The sequence below is a fragment of the Ewingella sp. C233 genome, from assembly GCF_055407225.1.
Window position 1 is genome coordinate 1,262,988 of sequence record NZ_JBUZRI010000001.1, and the last position, 20,822, is coordinate 1,283,809.

At 53.9% G+C, this 20,822-nt stretch carries 17 protein-coding genes; 10 read left to right on the forward strand and 7 right to left on the reverse strand.

The window, feature by feature from the left end; translation table 11 throughout:
- Positions 1 to 41: 41 nt before the first annotated feature.
- The gene (phoH, locus tag ACZRKO_RS05790; protein ID WP_463736272.1) at positions 42 to 833 is read left to right on the forward strand and encodes a phosphate starvation-inducible protein PhoH; all 792 of its coding nucleotides are present in this window, start codon (positions 42 to 44) and stop codon (positions 831 to 833) included.
- 63 nt (positions 834 to 896) lie between these two features.
- On the opposite strand, the gene chaA is transcribed toward phoH, so the two are convergent.
- A complete protein-coding gene (chaA, locus tag ACZRKO_RS05795) occupies positions 897 to 1,997 on the reverse strand; it encodes a sodium-potassium/proton antiporter ChaA (protein ID WP_463736273.1) in 1,101 nt (366 codons plus the stop codon).
- Between the two features lie 846 nt (positions 1,998 to 2,843).
- Here chaA and ACZRKO_RS05800 point away from each other — a divergent pair.
- The 8 genes from ACZRKO_RS05800 (at position 2,844) to ACZRKO_RS05835 (ending at position 12,262) form a co-directional block, all read left to right on the forward strand.
- On the forward strand, positions 2,844 to 3,533 hold the full coding sequence (locus ACZRKO_RS05800) for a gamma-glutamylcyclotransferase (protein WP_463737481.1): 690 nt from the start codon (positions 2,844 to 2,846) through the stop codon (positions 3,531 to 3,533).
- Between the two features lie 181 nt (positions 3,534 to 3,714).
- A complete protein-coding gene (locus ACZRKO_RS05805; RefSeq protein WP_463736274.1) occupies positions 3,715 to 5,283 on the forward strand; it encodes an ABC transporter substrate-binding protein in 1,569 nt (522 codons plus the stop codon).
- Positions 5,283 to 6,335 (forward strand): ABC transporter permease, encoded by a 1,053-nt coding sequence (locus ACZRKO_RS05810; protein ID WP_463736275.1) that lies wholly within the window; start codon positions 5,283 to 5,285, stop codon positions 6,333 to 6,335. The genes ACZRKO_RS05805 and ACZRKO_RS05810 overlap by 1 nt, the downstream gene beginning before the upstream one ends.
- 27 nt (positions 6,336 to 6,362) lie before the next feature.
- Positions 6,363 to 7,232, forward strand: coding sequence for an ABC transporter permease (locus tag ACZRKO_RS05815; RefSeq protein ID WP_463736276.1), 870 nt, complete (start codon positions 6,363 to 6,365; stop codon positions 7,230 to 7,232).
- Positions 7,222 to 8,121 carry an ABC transporter ATP-binding protein gene (locus ACZRKO_RS05820; protein WP_463736277.1) on the forward strand — a complete coding sequence of 300 codons (900 nt, stop codon included), beginning with the start codon at positions 7,222 to 7,224 and terminating at the stop codon, positions 8,119 to 8,121. Before ACZRKO_RS05815 ends, ACZRKO_RS05820 begins: the two co-directional genes overlap by 11 nt.
- On the forward strand, positions 8,118 to 8,795 hold the full coding sequence (locus tag ACZRKO_RS05825) for an ABC transporter ATP-binding protein (protein WP_463736278.1): 678 nt from the start codon (positions 8,118 to 8,120) through the stop codon (positions 8,793 to 8,795). The genes ACZRKO_RS05820 and ACZRKO_RS05825 overlap by 4 nt, the downstream gene beginning before the upstream one ends.
- Positions 8,796 to 9,557: 762 nt before the next feature.
- A complete protein-coding gene (locus ACZRKO_RS05830; RefSeq protein ID WP_463736279.1) occupies positions 9,558 to 11,132 on the forward strand; it encodes an ABC transporter substrate-binding protein in 1,575 nt (524 codons plus the stop codon).
- Positions 11,133 to 11,215: 83 nt separating this feature from the next.
- Positions 11,216 to 12,262: an alpha/beta hydrolase family protein gene (locus ACZRKO_RS05835; protein WP_463736280.1), complete on the forward strand. Its 1,047-nt coding sequence runs from the start codon at positions 11,216 to 11,218 to the stop codon at positions 12,260 to 12,262.
- Here the strand turns inward: ACZRKO_RS05835 and ACZRKO_RS05840 are convergent.
- The gene (locus ACZRKO_RS05840; RefSeq protein WP_463736281.1) at positions 12,225 to 13,253 is read right to left on the reverse strand and encodes a helix-turn-helix domain-containing protein; all 1,029 of its coding nucleotides are present in this window, start codon (positions 13,251 to 13,253) and stop codon (positions 12,225 to 12,227) included. The two genes, ACZRKO_RS05835 and ACZRKO_RS05840, sit on opposite strands and share 38 nt — an antisense overlap.
- 125 nt (positions 13,254 to 13,378) lie before the next feature.
- Between ACZRKO_RS05840 and ACZRKO_RS05845 the strand changes: the two genes are divergently transcribed.
- Complete coding sequence (locus tag ACZRKO_RS05845) at positions 13,379 to 14,044, forward strand: DUF998 domain-containing protein (RefSeq protein ID WP_463736282.1); 666 nt, start codon at positions 13,379 to 13,381, stop codon at positions 14,042 to 14,044.
- Between the two features lie 21 nt (positions 14,045 to 14,065).
- Here ACZRKO_RS05845 and ACZRKO_RS05850 read toward each other — a convergent pair whose 3' ends face one another.
- The 5 genes from ACZRKO_RS05850 to ACZRKO_RS05870 form a co-directional block, all read right to left on the reverse strand.
- Entirely contained in the window at positions 14,066 to 14,632 is a 567-nt protein-coding gene (locus ACZRKO_RS05850) for a YbhB/YbcL family Raf kinase inhibitor-like protein (RefSeq protein WP_463736283.1), read from the reverse strand.
- A gap of 765 nt (positions 14,633 to 15,397) precedes the next feature.
- Positions 15,398 to 16,633 carry a c-type cytochrome gene (locus ACZRKO_RS05855; RefSeq protein ID WP_463736284.1) on the reverse strand — a complete coding sequence of 412 codons (1,236 nt, stop codon included), beginning with the start codon at positions 16,631 to 16,633 and terminating at the stop codon, positions 15,398 to 15,400.
- Positions 16,630 to 18,393 carry a GMC family oxidoreductase gene (locus ACZRKO_RS05860; protein ID WP_463736285.1) on the reverse strand — a complete coding sequence of 588 codons (1,764 nt, stop codon included), beginning with the start codon at positions 18,391 to 18,393 and terminating at the stop codon, positions 16,630 to 16,632. Before ACZRKO_RS05860 ends, ACZRKO_RS05855 begins: the two co-directional genes overlap by 4 nt.
- A 17-nt stretch (positions 18,394 to 18,410) precedes the next feature.
- On the reverse strand, positions 18,411 to 19,160 hold the full coding sequence (locus ACZRKO_RS05865; protein ID WP_463736286.1) for a gluconate 2-dehydrogenase subunit 3 family protein: 750 nt from the start codon (positions 19,158 to 19,160) through the stop codon (positions 18,411 to 18,413).
- Positions 19,161 to 19,491: 331 nt separating this feature from the next.
- Complete coding sequence (locus ACZRKO_RS05870; RefSeq protein ID WP_463736287.1) at positions 19,492 to 20,763, reverse strand: acyltransferase family protein; 1,272 nt, start codon at positions 20,761 to 20,763, stop codon at positions 19,492 to 19,494.
- Positions 20,764 to 20,822: the final 59 nt, after the last annotated feature.

Below are 20,822 nucleotides of genomic sequence, written 5' to 3' on the forward strand. Positions count from 1 at the left end.
ACCGCCTGAGCGTTAAGTGAATCAAACTGTAAGGTGCCACTATGGGAAGACAAAAAGAAGTGATCAAAGCTCGTCGTGAAGCGAAACGTGTTATCCGTGGCAATTCACGCAGTCACCGCCAACGTGAGGAAGAAACTGTGACCTCTTTAATACAAATGGGCGGTGTGGAATCGATTGGAATGGCAGCGCGTGACACTCGCGACTCGTCAACAATCCAGGCTCGAACTGAAGCTCAAGGTCATTACTTATTAGCCATAGAGAATAAGCAGTTAATTTTTGCTACCGGCGAAGCAGGCTGTGGCAAAACATTTATCAGCGCGGCGAAAGCTGCAGAGGCATTAATCCATAAAGAAATAGAGAGAATTATTGTCACCCGTCCTGTATTGCAGGCTGATGAAGATCTCGGTTTCCTGCCGGGTGATATATCTGAGAAATTTGCGCCTTATTTCCGTCCGGTATACGACATTTTAGTCCGTCGTCTGGGTTCATCATTTATGCAGTATTGTTTGCGACCGGAAATAGGCAAAGTCGAAATTGCACCTTTTGCATATATGCGCGGGCGTACTTTCGAAAATGCGGTGGTTATTCTGGATGAAGCCCAGAATGTCACGGCCAGCCAAATGAAAATGTTCCTGACCCGTCTGGGTGAAAATGTGACGGTGATTGTTAACGGTGATATTACTCAGTGCGATTTACCGCGCGGCGTGGTATCAGGTCTCAGCGATGCGATGTCCCGCTTTGAAGAAGACGAGATGGTCGGCATCATAGAATTTGGCAAAGAGGATTGTGTGCGCTCGGAGCTGTGTAAACGCACGCTGCACGCTTACTCTTAATCTTCCCCTTAGAAATGTAAAAGGCCGCCTGAACAGGGCGGCCTTTGTTGTTATTGCGGTGTGTTAAAGCATGATAATCATCATATACGCGCAGAACAGTGCCAGGTGAGCCGTACCGTTTAAGACATTAGTACGCCCGGTGGAGAAGGAGATCTGACACAGAATCAGCACGGCCAGCATCACCACAATATTGGCTGGTGCCAGGCTGAAGATAAGTTCCTGACCGGTCAGTGTGGCGATGATGGTGACAGCCGGAACGGTCAATGAAATCGTCGCCAGCACCGAACCGAAGAACAGGTTCATCGCGCGCTGTACCTGATTTTGCATGACGGCTTTTAGCGCACCCAGACCTTCCGGAGAGAGGATCAGCAATGCGACCAGGAAACCGGTGAACTGCGCCGGTGCGTTCAATTCGGTCAGCAAGGTTTCCAGCGGATTCGCGTTGAACTTGGTCACCGCGATAACCAGCACCAGATGCACGATAAGCCACAGCGTATGCGTCAGATTGCTTTTGGAAGAGGGCTTACCGTGGCCGTCTTCTTCGCCTTCATCTTCATGCTCATAAATGAACAAGCTCTGGTGCGTTTTAGTTTGGATCAGCAAAAATACGCCGTACATCGCCGCTGAAATTGCCGCAACAAACAGCGCCTGACCGGTGGAAAAATTACCCTCTGGCAGCGCGGCAGGTAACACCAGCACGATGATCGCCAGCGGGAAGATCGCCATCAGATACTGTTTAATCCCACCAAGATTCACATACTGCGTCGCGAATTTACGTCCGCCAAGCAGCAGTGAGAAACCCACCAAACCGGCGGTCACAATCATAATGATCGAGAACAGTGTGTCGCGCATCAGGGCCGGGGCAGCGTCGCCGGTGGCCATCAGGGCGGATATCAGGCTGACTTCGAGAATCACCACCGACAGGCTGAGGATCAGGGAACCATAAGGTTCACCCAGACGGTGGGCTAACACGTCAGCGTGACGTACGACGCTAAATGCGCTGGCGAGAATACCGACCAACGCGATTAAATTGATACCAACAACGGTGAGGAAGTCGCTGCTGTTACTGAAAAAGACCAGCACCAATAATGCGGCGATGGGAAAAATCAATGTGTATTCCTGATGACGGGATTTGTGCTTCGGATGCTCCTGAGATGACACCATGATGATTCTTCTCCTTATAAACACGCGCGTCCCCGGATGAACCGGCTTCACGAAACGGCAGCCTTAACCTTGTCAGTCGAGCAGAGCTGCCAGTACAAAAAACACGTTATCGTCTAACGGTTTAACGCATTAACTATAGTAGAAAAAGCATTCAATTAACAGAAAAACCGTTACTTGATAGAAAAAAATAATTAACGGTCGGTTTTGTGAGTCGTAATTTGATTTACTGTGCGAAATAAGTCGTCATTACTTTTTATTGTTGATTTTAAAATCGTTTAAAAACAGATAATTATTTACTTAATTCTATTTTATAACATCATGGGTCTATTTATGCATAATTTGTGTTATATCCACATTTTGTGTGGGATTTTGCTCGGAAGTTTACCTGGCTTTACACAGCCTGAGTTTTCTTTAACTTAATCATAATATTCGGCCATATCAGACGAATGCGTATAGCCCCATTGAGCGTAGCTGCCAGACTCAGGTCTGTGTCAGAGTCTGCGCAGGGTGATTACAAAATCGTTTAATAGGAACCCGCTTATTCCTTATTAAAACCGGTCAGCGCGCCCGGATTCGGCACGAAACGTACTTCCTGCTCATGCGCAGGATATCAATAGAGACGCTTTATTTTGCCTTGCGGGCCAACTTTCCATCAATGTTCATTAAATGTTCACTTAATTTTCGTTTTGTGATCACCTTCAATCTTGATTGATGGCGCAGAAACGCATAAGGTTTGAACTATTAACGTGATAAATAAATTCTGAAGTGTAGGGTCTTTAACGGAGATAACAGCGTCAACAGCATGGCAAGTATTTTAAGCAGTGGTTTCGATGGAGGGTATGAATGATGTTAACCCGTGATTTTCTGCGTAACGCAGATTGCAAAACAGCATTCGGCAGCATTGATGAATCGATGCTCCTGACCTCCGAACAACGCTCCGCCTCGCTGGACTGCACCCTTGCGCGGCGTCCGGATAACAGTCCGGTGTGGATTTTCGGTTACGGCTCGCTGATGTGGAACCCGGTGTTCGACTCAGAAGAGGCGCGACCTGCGACGCTCAACGGTTTTCATCGCGCATTCTGTTTGCGCCTGACCGCCGGGCGCGGTACGCACGCTCAGCCGGGACGAATGCTGGCCCTGAAAGACGGTGGCCGCACGACCGGTCTGGCGTTTCGCCTGCCGGAAGAGAAGCTACGCGAAGAGCTGGAGCTACTGTGGAAACGGGAAATGCTGACCGGCTGCTACCGGCCGACTTGGTGTGAACTGGATCTTGACGATGGCCGCAGGGTGACCGCGCTGGTCTTTATTATGGATCCTGCGCATCCGCTGTTTGAAGCAGACACCTCTTATCAGGTGATTGCGCCCCTTATTGCCAAAGCCAGCGGTCCGCTTGGCACCAATGCGCAGTATCTGTTTGCGCTGGAAAAAGAGCTGGCCAATTATGGTATGCGCGACGACTGCATGAGCGAACTGGTGAATCAGGTTCGCATGTTGCTGGCAATATCGCCGGGCGAGGGCATTGCCGGTCTGGGCTGAGTCACCTGCGGTACAGGCTTTGATACTGAACATTTGTATTAACGCCCGTTTTATAACCACGCTCATAACGTTATGCGAAATAAGCATAACGTTAGTCGTTAAACGACTTTAATGTCCGTTCAAGACTCACATACACTCTTCAAATTACTAGCAATTTCGCTATGTTGGAGAGTCGTTCACCATGAAAGCCTTTATCCCGTCCGTTCTTTTTGCTGCTATCGCGGCCAGCTTCACTGTTCAGGCCGCAACACCGGCAAATACGCTGGTTATTGCGCAATCTATTGATGACACTTCCAGCTTTGACCCGGCTCAGGGCTTCGAACTGACCACCATACAGGCGTTCAACAGCATCTATCAGCGTTTGGTACAGTCTGATCCTAATAACCCGATTGATCTGAAGCCAACACTGGCAAAATCATGGGAGTCCGGTGCTGACAACCGTAGCCTGACTTTCACTCTGGACCCGAAAGCCACCTTTGCCAGCGGCAACCCACTGACGGCTGATGACATTATCTTCTCGCTGTCCCGCGTAGTGAAACTCAACCTCGAGCCATCTTTCATCTTGACGCAGTTGGGCTGGTCGGACAAAAACGTCGATTCCTTCCTGACTAAAGTCGATGATCACCATGTAAAAATCAGTTGGACGGCGGATGTCAGCCCGAACTTCGTACTGAGCCTGCTTTCCGCGCCGGTGTCGTCGATTGTTGACAGCAAACAGGTGAAAGAGAACGCCAAAGGTGATGATCTCGGTCACGACTGGCTGGGCAGCCACTCCGCGGGCAGCGGTCCGTATAAAATCCGCACCTATGTGCCACACGAAGTGGTGGTGCTGGACGCCAACCCGACGTCGCCTGAAGGCGCGCCGAAGCTGAAAACTATTCTGATCAAAAACGTGCCGGACCCGGCAGCCCGCCGTCTGCTGATTGAGCAGGGCGACGCGGACATAGCGCGTAACCTCGGCGCTGACCAGATGGCTGCACTGGCGGGTAAGAAGGGCGTGAAGCCTCTGGCGATCCCTTACGCCTCGCTGTACTTCCTGCAATTCAACGCTAAAGCCTCACCGGCGCTGGGTAACCCGGCCTTCTGGGAAGCTGCCCGTTACCTGTTCGATTACAACAAAATCGCCCATGACCTGATGAAAGATAACTTCCAGGTCCATCAGGCATTCCTGCCGGAAGGTTACCTTGGCGCGCTGAACGAGAATCCGTACACCTATGATCCGGCCAAAGCCAAAGCCATTTTGGAAAAAGCCGGGCTGAAAAATGTCACTTTCACTCTCTCCACGGCTAACCAGCCGCCGTATCTGGATATCGCCCAGGCACTGCAGGCAAGCTTTGCTCAGGGAGGCGTGACGGTGAAACTGGATCCGGGTCTGAGCCAGCAAATCTCCACGAAAGTGAAAGCCCATGAGTACGATGCTTATATGTCTTCATGGGGCCCTGACTACTTTGACCCGAACACCAACGCCTCGGCGTTTGCGTTTAACCCGGAAGATGGCAGTAAAACCCTCGCCTGGCGCGCGAACTGGTCGATTCCGGCATTGAACAAACTGACGCTGGCAGCGATCGCCGAACCTGATCAGGCCAAACGCGTGGCGGACTACCGTAAGCTTCAACTGGAAGTGCAGAAGAACTCGCCGTTCGTGATTGGTTTACAGGCAAAAAGCCTGATTGCCGTACGCGACAATATTCAGGGCTACGTGCAGGGCATCAACCCTGACATGGTCTTCTACAGCAAGGTCACCAAGTAATGACAGACAGTTCAACACCCGCCGGATTCGTCCGGCAGGGTTGGCGCTGGTCAGGCCGTTTGCTGACCGGTGTGGTATCGCTGGCGCTGACGCTGCTTGGTCTGCTGGCGTTTACCTTTACGCTTTCCCATCTCGCGCCGATCGACCCGACGCTGCAAATTGCCGGGGATCACGCCAGTGAATCCACTTACGCGCAAGTTCGCCGCGATCTGGGCCTGGATGAGTCCGTGCCGGTGCAGTTTGGCCGCTATATTCAGCATCTGGCACACGGTGATATGGGGATGTCGCGTATCACCGCGCAGCCGGTCGCCAGCGATCTGGCGCGCACTTTTCCTGCCACGGTAGAACTTGCGACTTGTGCGATTATCCTCGGAGCGTTCTTTGGCATCTCACTGGCGTTGCTGGCGGTGTGGAAACCGGGAAGCTGGCTGGATAACGCCGCGCGGCTGATTTCGCTTCTCGGCTATTCGGTCCCCATCTTCTGGCTCAGCCTGCTCGGGTTGCTGCTGTTTTACGCCGTGCTGCACTGGGCCGGCGGGCCGGGGCGGCTGGACGATGTCTATCTCTACAGCATGGAGCCGAAAACCGGCTTTGTGCTGGTCGACACCTGGCTGTCGGGCGATCGTGACATGTTCTATAACGCCATCAGTCATCTGTGGTTACCGGTGACCGTGCTGGCGCTGCTGTCGATGGCGGGCATCACCCGTCTGCTGCGCGCTTCAATGCTCGGTGAGATGAATAAAGAGTATGTGATCCTTGCCCGTTCGAAGGGCGCAGGGCGCGGGCGTGTGCTATTACGTCATGTTTTCCCCAATGTGCTTGGGACACTGATCACCGTGCTGACGCTCTCCTACGCCAGCCTGCTCGAAGGCGCGGTACTGACGGAAACCGTCTTTGCGTGGCCCGGCGTCGGACGCTATCTGACGACCGCGCTGTTTGCGGCGGACACACCAGCAATCCTTGGCGCGACCTTGCTGATTGGCACCTGCTTTGTGCTGCTGAACGCGCTGGCGGATGCGCTGACGTATCTGCTCGATCCGCGCACCCGATAACAGGCCCACTTTTATGACGCAACTTATATGACTCAACTTATTCCCGACCAGCCAACGCAGGTCGATGCCAACCCCGCATGGCGGCCTGCCTGGCGTATTACTACGCTGTCGATGGGTACGTTGCTGGTGATTATTCTGATTGCCTGTGCGCTGCTGGCTCCGTGGCTGGCGCCGTTTGACCCAAATATTCAGCATATCGAATTTCGTCTGCTGCCACCTTCTTCAGAACACTGGCTGGGTACGGACGGCTTTGGCCGTGACCTGCTGTCGCGCGTGATTTACGGCGCACGGCCAACGCTGTTGCTGGTCTCACTGATTTTGGTGCTGACCATTCCCGTTGGCCTGCTGGTGGGCATCAGCGCCGGATACATTGGCGGCTGGTACGAGCGCATTATCATGCGCGTGACGGATATCGTGCTGTCGCTGCCCAGTCTGGTGATCGCGCTGGCGCTGGTGGCGATCCTCGGCCCCGGCCTGATGAACGGTGCGCTGGCGCTGGCCTTTACCAGCTGGCCGCCGTTTGCCCGTCAGGCGAGGGCAGAGACGCTGGCGCTGCGCCGCAGTGATTATCTGGCCGCGGCGCGTATGCAGGGCATCGGCGGACTGCGCCTGATGTTTGGACATATTCTGCCGCTGTGTCTGCCGAGTGCTGTGGTGCGTGCCGCGCTGAGCCTCGGCGGGATTATTCTGGCTTCGGCCGGGCTGGGTTTTCTCGGCATGGGCATTCAACCGCCTACGGCCGAATGGGGCTCGATGGTCGCCGAAGGCAGCAAAGTGATATTCGACCAGTGGTGGGTTGCTGCTGCACCGGGCGGGGCAATTTTGTTCGCCAGCCTCGCTTTCAACCTGCTGGGCGACGGCCTGCGTGACAAAATGGACCCGCGACATGGCAAATGATTTCGAATTGAATCAGCAAAAGACCGTCCATAACGACGTGCTTGTCGCTAAAGATCTGACCGTTTATCTGCCCGGCCCGCGTCCGGTAGAGCTGGTGAAATCGCTCTCCTTTAGCGTGGGCAAAGAGCGGGTGGCGATGGTGGGCGAATCTGGCTCGGGAAAATCCCTTACTGCACGCGCCCTGATGGGCCTGCTGCCGCATCCGTGTGCGATGCATGCCAGCCAGCTGACGCTGGGTGAGCAGAATCTTCTTACCCTGAGTGAACGCCAGTGGAATCACCTTCGTGGTAACCGTGTGTCGATGGTGATGCAGGATCCAAAACACGCGCTCAACCCGGCCCGGCCGATTGGCTGGCAGGTGGAAGAACCGCTGCGTCTGCATACCCGTTTAGGGCGTAAAGCGCGGGAGGAGAAAGTATTCGATATGCTCAATGCGGTTGGTTTACCCGATCCAAAACGGATATGCGGGCAGTATCCGCATCAGTTGTCCGGAGGCATGGGACAGCGCGTGATGCTGGCGATTGCGCTGATTAATGACCCGCAATGGCTGATTGCGGATGAACCTACGTCGGCGCTGGATTTTGATATGCGCGAGCAGGTGCTGGGGCTGATTGAACGCTTAGTCGAACAGCGCAATATGGGGCTGATTCTTATCAGCCATGATCTGCAACAGGTGTCGCATTTCTGCGAACGGGTACTGGTGATGTATAAAGGCGACCTGCTGGATGAGCTTCCGGCTGACCAACTGGCACACGCCACGCATCCCTACACTCAAACGCTGTGGTCTTGCCGCCCAAGTAAAGCCACGCACGGCGAGCGCCTGCCGGTACTCGACAGAGCGTTACTGGAATCCCTGAAACATGCATCTCCGCAGGAGCCACAGCGATGAGCCAACCTGTCGCCGAACTGCAACATCTCAGCGTTTCGCATCGCCATGGTTATGACGTGCGTACCGTGGTACATGACGTTCATCTGACCATTAATCAGGGTGAGTGCTTCGGGCTGGTCGGGCCGTCCGGCTGCGGTAAGTCCTCGCTGCTGTGGGTGTTGGCCGGGCTAAACGGCCAGTGGGACGGCAGCCTGACGCTGCTGGGGCAACCGCTCACGCCGGGCAAACCTTTTACCGGATCCCTGCGCCGCGACGTACAGATGGTATTTCAGGACCCATACGCCTCACTGCATCCGAAACATCGTCTGCGCCGCACGCTGGCCGAGCCGCTGAAAATCCTCAAAGAGCAGGATATCGAGCAGAAAATTGCCGAAGGTTTTCGTCAGGTGGGCCTTGATCCGGCCCTGATGAACCGTTATCCGCACCAGCTTTCCGGCGGTCAGCGCCAGCGCGTAGCCATCGTGCGCGCGCTGTTGCTTAAACCAAAACTGTTGCTGCTCGATGAACCCACTTCAGCCCTCGATATGTCCGTTCAGGCCGAAATTCTCAACCTGCTCAATGATCTGAAATCCGCCGGAGATTTGACCATGCTGCTGGTAAGTCATGATGCCGATGTGGTGGATCATATGTGTGACAGGGCGGTGCATATGGAGCGGGGGCATATAGTCGGGTGATGGGGGGCTGCCCCGGACAGTTTTTAAATTCAAATTCAAATTCAACTTCAAGGTCGTGGGCGTCGGCCCACACCGACCAGAGACCCGCTATCGCGCGGGCCTCTGGACTCCACGCTCTTTTCACTCCGTTGCTGCGCAGGTTTGGACGGACGTGTTTCAGTGATTTCCGTTCACACCGCAAAATGTCAGCGCTTAGGCGCTGCCTTCGCTGCGGGACTTCAACCCGCGCAAACTAACGCGCGGTTTTCCGCCTCTTGCTCAGTGCCATTTTTGAATACGGTTTAGGGGCTATGTCGGTCAAAAGATAAAACCCAACCCGACAGAATAACTTTCGATGTAGATGCCAGTGTGCCGCATTCAAAAATACCGCTGAGCAAGTGGTTCGAGACCAATGGCTCGAAACCCGTAGCGAAGGAACCGCAACGCGGCGGTGTTTTGCGGCTATAACTGAGGCACCTGAAACACGGCCATTGTGACCTGCGCAGCTACGGAAGTAGCATAAAAAAACGCAGGATTCCAAAGGAGCCGCGTTTACGGCTCCTTTGGGCCAGTGTGGGCGGCGAGTCCACGGTCTTGACCTTAAGGCCAGTTTGGGTGGCAACCCAAAGTCTTGATCTTGAATTTGACTTTAATTCAGCGCCGAAGATCGCCATCTTTCCCCTTAGCTATTTTCCTGAATTATATTGCTTAATTTCATTGTTTTGCCTTGGGGCCAGTATCCCTACACTCCTAAAACACATCACTTTTGGGAGTTCCGCCTTAATGAAAGTTCGTCTTCCTTCTTTACTTTTTCTGGCTGTCACGGCGGCGTTTAGTGCTCATGCGGCAACGCCGAAAGATACGCTGGTCGTGGCGGGGTCTCTTGAAGGGATCATCAGTCTGGATCCGGCCGAGAGCTTTGAAACGGTGAGCTCTGGCAACTTAATCAATTTATATCAGCAGTTGGTTTCACCTGATCGTCAGCATCCTGACACCCTTGATCCGGATGTTGCGTCGGCATGGAGTAAAGGCGACAGCGATCACAGCCTGATTTTCACCATCAAACCGGGGGCGAAGTTCGCCAGTGGGAATCCGGTAACGGCGGATGACGTTATTTACTCCTTTACCCGTGCTGTAAAACTCAATAAAAGCCCGTCATTTATTTTAGGTGAACTGGGCTGGACGCCGGATAACGTCGATGCCCAGTTTAAGAAAGTGGGTGACGATAAACTTCAGCTGAGCTGGCCTGCGGACATTGGCAGTGAGCTGGTATTACGCGTGCTCACTGCGCCGGTTGCGGCGATTGTCGACAGCAAACTGGTGCAGTCTCACGCTGAAAATAACGACTTCGGCAACGGCTGGCTACGTTCACGCTCTGCGGGCGGCGGCGCATTTGAAGTACGTAACTATGTACCGCACGAGGCGCTGTTGTTCAAACGTAATCCTCATGCTCAGCCTGCCGCCAAAATTGATAACGTGCTGTTTAAAAACGTTGCTGATCCAGCCACGCGCCGCCTGCTGGTACTTAATGGTGATGCTGATATTGCCTATGATTTAGGCGCTGACCAGTTTGCGTCGCTGCAAAAAGAGAAGGGTGTACGCGTGGCGCAGTTCCCGGCTGCGAAAGTGTTTTATCTGGCCTTTAATACCGGGGATACCACGCAGCCTGCGCTAAATAACCCTGCGCTTTGGGAAGCGGCACGCTGGCTGGTGGATTACAAAGGGATTTCGCAGGATTTACTAAAAGGCCAGTACGGCATTCATCAGACCTTCTTGCCTGACGGTCTGGCCGGTGCAATCGATGACCAGCCGTTTAGCCTTGATGTGGCCAAAGCCAAAGCCATCCTCGCCAAAGGAGGAATTGCACCGGGAACCAAAATTGACCTGATTGTGATTAACCAGCCGCCGTACTCCGATATTGCGCAGTCACTGCAGGCCAGCTTCGCCAAAGCGGATATCAACCTGGTCGTGCATCCGCTGGTGGAAAGTGACGTACTGACCCGTATGCGGGCGCATAAATTCCAGTCCATTTTCACCTACTGGGGCGCGGATTATCTGGACCCGAACACCAACGCCAGTACCTTTGCCTATAACGTGCCGGATGGTCCGAAAACACTGGCCCAGCGCGTCCAGTGGGTGATCCCTGAAATCAGCAAACAGACCCGTGCTGCGGCCGCTGAATCAGACCCCACCAAACGTCTGGCCCGTTATGCCGACCTGCAACGCGAATTGCAGCGTAATTCCCCGTTTGTTGTGGCGTTGCAAAGCAAATTATTGGTCGCATTACGTGACAATGTCACAGGTGCCAGCCAAAACGTTGCCGGAAGCCAGCTCTATCTGGACACGGTTTCTAAATAAAACGACCTGAATCGCGTATCAGGTCGCGCTGGACCTGAGTTCAGTAATATACAGGGCGCTTCATAACTTGATGGAGTGTCTCTATGTTTACGTGTATTTCTTCAACAGTACTCTTGTGGATTTGTTTGATTCAGGTGGTCAGTGCCGCCGATGTCGTCGGTTTTCGTGAGACAACGCTGGATCAAACAAGCCCACGCCCTCTGCATGTCAGTGTCTGGTATCCCGCGGTTTCCTCTCAAACGCATATCGTTGAAAAAATCGGTGAAGATCAGGTTTTTGTCGGGATTGATGGTGTGAGAAACGCTCAAGCTGCGTCAGGTACCTATCCGCTGGTGGTGCTCTCGCATGGTTTTCGGGGGAGCTGGCGCAACGTCAACTGGCTGGCTGCTGAGCTGGTAAAGCAGGGCTATATTGTTGCCGCGCCAGATCATCCTGGCACGACGACGCATGACCGAAACCCCGCGCAGGCCCAACAACTTTGGCAACGGCCCAAAGATGTCAGCCATGTGATAGATGCGCTGATTGCCACACCGTCCATAGCTGGACATATTGATCAGACGCGTATCGCGGCGATAGGGCATTCACTGGGTGGTTGGACCGTCGTCGAACTGGCTGGTGCGAGATTCGATACCCAACAATTTGTGCAGGATTGCCAGCATGGCGTTAATCCGCGCATTTGCGGATTAACGGCCGAGTTTGGGATCAATAAATCCCCTGAGTTTGTCGCTCAATTAGATGCTGACTTGCGTGATCCGCGCGTGAAGGCTGTTGTTTCCTTAGATTTAGGCGTAGCGAGAGGCTTTACACCGCAAAGCCTTGCGGCAGTTAACGTGCCCGTGCTGGTACTTGCTGCGGGGGTGGACATTGCAGATCTGCCAGCGGAACTGGAGTCCGGTTATCTGGTTGCTGGTTTGCCCAAAGCATCATCACGTTATGTGTTAATCAATGACGCCACACATTTTAGCTTTATGCAGTTATGCAAACCGGGAGCTGTGGCACTGCTGGAGGAGGAGTCACCCGACGATGGCGTCGTCTGTAAAGACGGTAACGGTCGCGATCGTCAGGCAATTCATCAACAGGTTTCCACACTCATTATCGCGTTTCTGAAACAGGCGATCCCTGCGCATTAGCGCGCCGATAATCGCCCGGATTCATGCCGGTTTGCCTGAGAAACTCACGGTTAAAGTTCGATTTAGTGCGAAAGCCTGACTCGAAAATAATTGTGGTGACGGGCAAATCGGTTTCATCGAGCAGGCGGCAGGCTTCTTCCACCCGAAAGCGATTCACCCACTGCGATACGTTGCATTTGAGTACGCGATTCACCGCCTGAGAAATTTGGCGAGCAGGGATAACCGCTTTGCGCGAGAGGCGGTCTAGCGTCAGGTCAGGGTCACGAAACAGAGCCTTGTCGCGGATCACTGTTTTCAATCTTTCCACTAACTGGTATTCATCGACCTGTGGCGTGATGTCGGTAACTTCAGGCTCAGGTAATGGTGACGGCACGCTTTGCGGCGCCATGGTGACGATGAAAGCCAGAAACGGCAGGACGACGACGTGAGAGAGAGTGATGACCAGCGCGGCGTGAGTGCCATTAAACAACGCGAAATCGAGGCCAATAAACGTATCCGATAGCCCGGAAAAACACAAAATCAATCCCGTCAGCAGGACGCTGTAGCGCATTCTTGCATGGTCTGACAGCCGGACAGTGGATAAGTGAGCGGGATTACTGAGGGCGATTCGACACAGCGCAATGCCATAAGCCAGATAAAGCGTCACCAGTGCAGCATCCAGTGGAAAATTCCATCCGGCCAAGGGCAGCAATGAAAACATCGTAAACACGATGGGGATCGAAATTTGCCAGAGTGCTGAAGCACGTTGAAATCTTGCTTTCGAAAAACACCACCACGCCAGTGGCGGTAAAACAGACGCAATAACAGGTTGAATGAAGCGAATGGCAGGACAGTGAAATGTCCAGCGGATGCCAACCAGCGTCGCGAGTAACCAACATACTGCGACGAGCAGTAACAAGCGATAACGCGCACTGTCGTTGCCCAAAAACAGCCTCAACCATAGCATGGCGAGCAGCAGTGAAATCATAAAGGGAAGGGGAATAGAAAACATACTGTTTGTTAAAGCCTCGCGAAATAATGCACCAAATTATCCGTTGCCATATTCACGCTTATTTAACACAAACTCCTGTAATCTGTGACAACCTTTCATCTTTTTCATTAAGGGCGTAACTGGCTATGTGCATTAAGCAACGGCGGCAAAAACTCGGCGGGCTGTGTTTTATGCTCGGTGGCGTGGTGTATTTACTGGCTGAAAAAATCGCTTCGCTAAGCTGGAACACTCCTTTTTATCGTTACACCACTAATTACATCAGCGATCTGGGTGTGGCGCAGTGTGGCGTGATGACGGACGGCAGGGATTTGTGTTCCCCCTTACATGTTGTTATGAACAGCGGGTTTATTCTCGAAGGCGTGCTGTTCTTTATTGCCTGCTGGTGCTTAAAGCCGCTGTTTACGGGTTTTGCAGGGAAACTGTTTCTGACGTTTGGTCTTTTGCACGGCGTCGGGGGCGTAGTCATTGCTGTCTTCCACAGCGAACCGCAGGGGGCCATGCTGGGGAATATTTCAGTGCATCAGTTTGGCGCTGTACTGGCGATTGTCGGCGGGAATCTCACGTTATTATCCGCTGGCTGGAGCCAGTGGAACAGGCCGCAGTGGCGCATATTCAGCCGCCTGACCTGGGTGCTGGGGGTTATCGGTTTACTCAACGTGATTATCCTGACAACCGGTATTCTTCCGGTGGGGCTTGCTGAGCGCGGGTCGGTCTATTCCATCACCTTCTGGCAAATCTTTACCGGTGTTTATCTGCTGGTGCGCGGCAACGCGCAATGGCGAACGGCATAACTGTCCGTCCGCCATAGGCACTTATTTGTTGCCAAAACGTCCGATGATGCCTGCGGCACCTTTGCTGTGGCCGTCCAGTTTTTCGAACAGTTGCTCACGAGTTAAGCCTGCCGGCAGGTCTTGTGGGGCTAAATCAGTGGCGATCAGCGTGAAGGTATAGTGATGCACCCCTGCGCTGACCGGCGGGCAGGGGCCATTATAGTGGCCGTTACCCTGAGTGCTTTTTCCGCCAACAAAACCTTTCCCGGCCGACAGATCGTTCTGCGCGAAGCCTTTGGCATCAGGCGGAATGCCGTAAGCCACCAGATGATTAACCCCCAGACCGCCGCGGCCCTCGGGATCAACCAGCGTCAGCGCCAGACTTTTCGTGCCCGTCGGAACGTTCTCCCAGTTCAGCGCCGGTGAGACATTTTCACCGGTACAGAAGGCATTCCCCTTAATATTCCCGGCGAATTTTTGCGCCAGCATCTCGCCATCTTTGAAGTCAGGAGAGGAGAGCGTGAAGATATTGGCCGCGCTGGCAAAGGGTAACCAGGCGGTGAGGGTGACGGCAGCGGCCGTTTTTAACAGCGCTTTACATGGGGACATGTTAAATCCTTTCGAGGGAATGTGTATGAAAGCATAGCAGACGAATAAATTGCGATGCATAACAGGTGGAGAGGGGGAAATGCCATAACTGTTTTCTTTTCAATTTCATCTTTAACTTCAAGGTCAAGACCTTGGGTTGCCACCCAAACTGGCCTGAAGGGGTGTCTATCGCCACACCCCTTCAGAATCTCCGGCTCTTAAACTGCGCGCTATCGCTGAATCGGGATGGACGTGTTTCAGGGGCCGTTGTGACAGCCGTAAAATGTCGCCGCTTAGGCGGTGCCTTCGCTGCGGGTTCGAGCCTCATGTCTCGAACCACTTGCTCAGCGCCATTTTTGAATGCGGCCCACGCTTTTTTAAAAGACAAAAGCAGACCATGTTTTATCTTTTGATTTACATAGCCGCTAAGGCGCAGTCAAAAATGGCACCGGATGAGAGGTTCGAGACCAGAGGCTCGAACCCGAAATACGGGGACGGCGCAGCCGTGACATTTTGCGTCGTGAACAGAAGCGACTGAAACTCGTGCCCTGCCAGCCGCGAAGCTGTCGGTGTCTCAGAGAAAAACGCAGGAGTTCCAAGAGGAGGCACGTTTATGCCTCCTTTTGGGCGGGTTTGGGCAGCAGGCCCAAGGTTTTGACCTTAAGGTCAGTTTGGGTGGCAACCCAAGGTGTTGAATTTGAATTTAAAAAGCCCACTCGTTTTCAAACGAAAAAAAGGGCGCTTTTCAGCGCCCCGATACCTGGGATTATTAAGGTAAAACCTTAATTATTTCTTCAGTTCTGCCCGTAAATCTTTGACATCCGAGCTGGAAACGGCTGCCGAAGCATTCCCCCAACTGTTACGGATGTACGTCAGCACGTTGGCGATATCTTCATCGCTCATGTTAGCGTCAAACGAAGGCATCGCGGGTGCGGTCGGTGCGGCGTTGGTGGCACTAGGGCGGCTGCCAGCCAGGACGACGCGGATAAGCGAGGTTGCATCACCCTGATTGATCAGCGCGGAATCGGCCAGGCGTGGGAACATGCCTTCCTGTCCTTTGCCGTCTGGCGTGTGACAGGCTGAACAGCGGTCGGCGTAAATGTGCTTCCCGGCAATCATCGTTTTGTCATCCGCTTTCAGCGGTTCCGCTGCTTTTGACCCGCTGTCATGGCCGCTGTCTTTCAGATACACCGCCACGGCTTTGAGGTCGGCATCTGTCCAGTGCTGGGACGAATGATCCACCTCTTCGGCCATCGGTCCGGAGGCAATATCGAAACGGTTGGCACCGGTCTTCAGATATTGCATCAGGTCGGCTTCGGTCCAGTTGCCAATCCCGGTGTGCTTATTGGTCGTGATATCCGGTGCGACCCAGTTTTCAATCACCGCGCCTTGCAGGAATTCACTGTCTTTATCACCGCCGATGAGGTTTTTCGGTGTGTGGCAGGTGCCGCAGTGACCCAGACCTTCGACGATGTACGCGCCACGGTTCCATTCGGCTGATTTATCCATCTTCGGCTTGTATTCGCCTTGGGTGAAGTTCAGCCAGTTCCAGCCCATCAGACTCGTACGGATGTTGAACGGGAAGGGGAGCTGGTTGGATTCCACTTCGCTGTGCACCGGTTGCACCGTCTGCAGATAGGCCCAGATGGCGGCGTTATCGTCACGGGTAACTTTGGTGTAAGCGGTGAACGGCATCGCGCCGTACAGACGTTTGCCGCCGTGGCCGACACCTTCTGACATGGCGCGCTGGAAGTCATCAAAGGTCCAGCGCCCGATGCCGGTTTGCGGATCTGGCGTGATGTTCGCACCAACCAGACGGCCAAACGGCGTTTGAATCGGCACACCGCCGGCAAAAGGTTTGGCATCCGGCGTGGAGGCCGTATGGCAGGCCGCACAGTCGCCAACGGTCGCCAGATAACGTCCGCGCTCAACCTGTTCGAAAGCACCGTCACCGGCGGCGTGTGCCAGTCCGGAGACGGTCAGGGCCACCAATCCGAGTGAGAATGAGGTTAATGTCTTCATACAATCATCTCTCCCGGTTTTTTCAGGTAATTTTTGCGAATGGCTTCAGCGGCTTTAAAGGCCAGCGCGCCAACGGTGCCCGTCGGGTTATAACCCGGGTTTTGCGGGAAGGCAGAAGCGCCGACCACAAACAGGTTAGGCATGTCCCAGACTTGCAGATATTTGTTCACTGAGCTGGTGGCCGGATCGGCGCCCATCACGAAACCGCCGACAATATGCGAAGACTGATACGGCGAGCCGTTCCAGTGGCCTTTCATTGGGTTTTCCACGTATTGACGCGGGTTCATGGCTTTGGCGATCTCGCCGACTTTTCCGGTGCAATAGGCGGCCATTTTCAGGTCGTTTTGCGGGAAGTCGAACGTCACACGCAGCAGCGGACGGCCCAGACGGTCTTCATAGTTCGGATCGAGCGACAGATAGTTGGTGCGTGTGGTGTAGCTGCTGGCTTCGCAGCCAATCGACATACTGCTGAGATAGTTGCTGACGGTCGCCTGCTTCCACTCTTTACCCCATTTGGGTGTTCCCGGCGGAACAGGGCGGTAACCGATAGGCGCGCCACCGATGGGCGTTACACGGATACTACCGCCGCCGAAGAAGCCAAGGCCAGAGTGGTCAAAGTTATCATTGTTGAAATCGTCAATACCCATGCCGACCGCGCCCGCACCGATGAACGGATTGAAGTTCTTGTCATCGAAGAACAACTGCACGCTGTTGGCGGTCTGGTATGCATAGTTACGGCCGGTGGTGCCGGTACCGCTGATCGGGTCGTAAGGTTTACCGATGCCGGAAAGCAGCATCAGGCGGACGTTTTCGAAGGTGAACGCGGTGACAACCACCAGATCGGCCGGTTGTTCCCACTCGTCACCGGAGGAGTCGATATACACCACGCCGGTGACCTGTTTACCGTCCGGCGATTTGACCACGCGCATCACTTCACAGCTGGTGCGCGCTTCGAAGTTTTCCTTACGGATAAGCGAAGGCAGAACCGTCGTAATCGCACTGGCTTTGGAGTAGTTGGCACACCCGTAGTTGGTGCAAAAACCGCAATAGGTGCATGGCCCCATCTTGACGCCAAGCGGGTTAGTGTAGGCTTCGGACACTAGCGAAGAGGGCACGGGGAAGGCTTTGTAACCCATGTTGCGGGCCGCTTCGGCAAACAGCGTCGGGCCGTAAGGCATGTCCATCGGTTTGGTCGGATACTCAATTGAGCGCATACCCTCGTAAGGGTTGCCGCCTTCATGATGTTCGCCGTTGACATTGCTGGCTTTACCGGAAACCCCGGCCAGACGTTCAAACGAGGCGTAATGCGGTTCCATCTCTTCCCAGTCAGTGCCCCAGTCCTGCAACACCAGCTCTTCAGGAATGGCTTTCGCGCCGTACTTTTCGGTCAGATGGCTTTTGAGACGGAATTCGTCTGGCTGGAAGCGGAAGGTGATACCCGCCCAGTGGTTGCCCGCGCCGCCGGTGCCGTTACCCGGGTGGAACGAACCCCATTCGCGCATCGGCAGCGCGGTTTGCGACGGGTTGTTACGGATGGTGATGGCGTTCTGCGCGGTCTGAACCATCAGTTCCTGACGGCTGTTGTAACGCAATTCATCGGTCACGGTTGCCACGTTAAAATCACGGGCGGTATCGCGCCACGGGCCACGTTCAATGGCCACGACATTCAGGCCTTCGTCTGCCAGTTCATTGGCGATGATGGATCCGGCCCAGCCGAGTCCAATCACCACCACATCAGTTTTGGGTAATTTCTTTGCCATAATCTTTCTCTTCGCCCCTAGCTTTTAATCTTCCATGCATCTCCACCGGAGATACTCAGCGGTTCCAGATCTAATTTCTGGTTATGTTTGCCGACGTATTCACGGTAGTCGTAGCGGGCCCCTGGGAAACCGAGCATTTTCCAGGACACCATGTTGCGGTTTCCGCCATAAATCGGGTCAGCGAAGAAACCTTCCATCGTGTTCTTCAGCGCGGTATCGAAGAAGAGTTTGGAATCGATCCCATTCAGAGCGATTTTTCCGCCTTGTAAACCGCTCAGAATCTCATCCTGCTGGTCACCGGTTAGATCTTTGAAGGATTTTTTATGCTGGGCCTGAGTATATTGCTCAAGACCTGCCAACCCGAGGCGGTAACGCTGCTGCGGTACCAGTGGCGACTGGTCGCCTTGCTCAGGCGTGCCGGGCTGGAAAGGGCCTTTCATATACAGGCGGGAGTAGGTGCCGTAAAAGCCGGCCAGCTGGCGGTCGATAAACACGGCGCAACCGGCGTCTTTGCCCCCGATGCTCAGGTCGTCGGCCGGGATCAGGCGGTCAACAATCGCTTCCAGTGCGGAAGCTTCGGCGTCGGTGAAAAACACCCAGCCGTCGGTTTCAATTTGCGGGGGCGGGCTGGCGTCAAAGGGGCTCCACACGGGCGTACCTTTGAGCGTGACAGCATTGGCGGCTTTGGCTGCGCCAAGCACAGCGGAGGCGGCAGTGAACGTCAGGATTTGCCGGCGCGTGACGCCGGGCAAGGTTTTTTTGCTCATCTATGTTCCCTTGTTTTATAGAATGCGCACTTCTCACCAACCAGTCTGTGCTGTTTGGCGAGTGGGAGACGTCGTGCTGATAACGTCAATAAACTGTGATGATAGTCACGCACTGCAAATAAAAATTTGCATTCGGGTGGCGTAGCCACATCAAACATACGTCATTAGGATAGATGAAAAGCGCTTGTAAAGAGAACGCGTTCAGATGTTAAAAATGTTATGAAATGTGTGTTTTTGGGTAGGGGTATTATGAAAAACGCGCTAAATTTACACAATTCAAGGCATTTATAAAAGCCTGTGAGAAGGAAAAAATATCCCACAGACCCCGTATTTACTGAGGTTGCGTTTTTTTGATACCGGAAGTTAGCCGTAACATGGCATCGCGCATCCGTACCACACAGCGTTCCTGAAAAATCACACAAATTGCCACAGTCAGCAGCAGATAAATCAGGTAACCGGCAATACTGAGCGGCACCTTACCCGCTGAGGCGATACACGCCTGCCAATCATGAAAGCACAGCAGCGGATCGCCGCGTAAAAACTGTTCCAGCGTCCGGAACAGGTTAAACAACGGTACGTGCAGGGCGAAAATCGACAGTGAGGCAGCGCCGAGCCTTGGAGACCAGTGACGCAACCAGGCGCTGGCCGGATCGCGTGCCAGTGCGCTGAGATAGACCAGACAAACCTGCGAGGGCAGCAGCAACCCGTTATGCAGCAGAAAATACCAGTAGCGCCCGCTGCCGTGGGTAAACAGCGCGGTGGCGATGCCGAAACAAAGCAAGATGCCCACCACCATCAGGGTTCTGGCTGAACCGGCAAGGGAAAGATTGGCCTGCCGGTGCTGACGGAAAATACCGTAAGCGAGGATCCCGGCCAGAAATTCCGGTAAACGGAACAGCGGCCCACGCTGCAACAAACCCGTGTAAGGCATCCCATATTGTTGCTGCCAGATAACCCAGGCCGGTGGCAGTAAATAGAGGGCACAGATCAACAACATCCACAACCACTTGTGCCGTGCGGCCAGCAGTTTAGGTGCCAGCCAAGGGAAAAACAGGTAGAAAAAGAACAGGGTGGAAAGCGACCACAGTGGTGCGTTAAACGTCAGGAAGTAGGGATTCCACGCCTGTAACATCAGCAATTGCAGCACGCTGTTAAACGCTAACTGGGCATTGGTCATATAGTGGCGAAACAGCTCCGGACTGGTGCCCGCAAGTTCTGAATTACTGTCATACACCACAAAGCGCAAGCTGGCACCGGGGCCTTCCGGCGCAATAGCCAGCCACTGCATCAGGCTCACGACCAGAACCGAACTGACCAGCGCCACGATGTGTATCGGATACAAATTACAGAAGCGTTTTTTCAGAAAGCTCCCGCCAGATTCCCGCATTGTATTGCCATCAAAATAGACGTGCGTCAGCAGGAAGCCCGAAAGCACAAAGAACGTACTGGTGGCAAAAAAGCCCATGCTGCTGATTTCAGCCAGATAGGGAACAGTGAAACGTTGGGGATATTGATGCAGGGAATGGTAGACCATGACATAACAGCCCAACAGAAACCGCAACCATTCCAAACCGATGAAGCGTTGTTTCGATGCTGTCTGCATCTGTTGTCTCCGGGTGCAGGGGCGTCATTGAGGTATAGCGGACAGCGGCTGAACGGGAC

Excerpts from the sequence above, each read along its gene's own strand:
- ACZRKO_RS05860 (WP_463736285.1), bottom strand. The coding sequence starts at position 18,393 with ATGGCAAAGAAATTACCCAAAACTGATGTGGTGGTGATTGGACTCGGC.
- ACZRKO_RS05835 (WP_463736280.1), top strand. The coding sequence starts at position 11,216 with ATGTTTACGTGTATTTCTTCAACAGTACTCTTGTGGATTTGTTTGATT.
- ACZRKO_RS05820 (WP_463736277.1), top strand. The coding sequence starts at position 7,222 with ATGGCAAATGATTTCGAATTGAATCAGCAAAAGACCGTCCATAACGAC.
- ACZRKO_RS05870 (WP_463736287.1), bottom strand. The coding sequence starts at position 20,763 with ATGCAGACAGCATCGAAACAACGCTTCATCGGTTTGGAATGGTTGCGG.
- ACZRKO_RS05825 (WP_463736278.1), top strand. The coding sequence starts at position 8,118 with ATGAGCCAACCTGTCGCCGAACTGCAACATCTCAGCGTTTCGCATCGC.
- ACZRKO_RS05845 (WP_463736282.1), top strand. The coding sequence starts at position 13,379 with ATGTGCATTAAGCAACGGCGGCAAAAACTCGGCGGGCTGTGTTTTATG.
- ACZRKO_RS05805 (WP_463736274.1), top strand. The coding sequence starts at position 3,715 with ATGAAAGCCTTTATCCCGTCCGTTCTTTTTGCTGCTATCGCGGCCAGC.
- ACZRKO_RS05855 (WP_463736284.1), bottom strand. The coding sequence starts at position 16,633 with ATGAAGACATTAACCTCATTCTCACTCGGATTGGTGGCCCTGACCGTC.
- phoH (WP_463736272.1), top strand. The coding sequence starts at position 42 with ATGGGAAGACAAAAAGAAGTGATCAAAGCTCGTCGTGAAGCGAAACGT.
- ACZRKO_RS05800 (WP_463737481.1), top strand. The coding sequence starts at position 2,844 with ATGTTAACCCGTGATTTTCTGCGTAACGCAGATTGCAAAACAGCATTC.
- ACZRKO_RS05850 (WP_463736283.1), bottom strand. The coding sequence starts at position 14,632 with ATGTCCCCATGTAAAGCGCTGTTAAAAACGGCCGCTGCCGTCACCCTC.
- ACZRKO_RS05840 (WP_463736281.1), bottom strand. The coding sequence starts at position 13,253 with ATGTTTTCTATTCCCCTTCCCTTTATGATTTCACTGCTGCTCGCCATG.
- ACZRKO_RS05865 (WP_463736286.1), bottom strand. The coding sequence starts at position 19,160 with ATGAGCAAAAAAACCTTGCCCGGCGTCACGCGCCGGCAAATCCTGACG.
- ACZRKO_RS05830 (WP_463736279.1), top strand. The coding sequence starts at position 9,558 with ATGAAAGTTCGTCTTCCTTCTTTACTTTTTCTGGCTGTCACGGCGGCG.
- ACZRKO_RS05815 (WP_463736276.1), top strand. The coding sequence starts at position 6,363 with ATGACTCAACTTATTCCCGACCAGCCAACGCAGGTCGATGCCAACCCC.
- ACZRKO_RS05810 (WP_463736275.1), top strand. The coding sequence starts at position 5,283 with ATGACAGACAGTTCAACACCCGCCGGATTCGTCCGGCAGGGTTGGCGC.
- chaA (WP_463736273.1), bottom strand. The coding sequence starts at position 1,997 with ATGGTGTCATCTCAGGAGCATCCGAAGCACAAATCCCGTCATCAGGAA.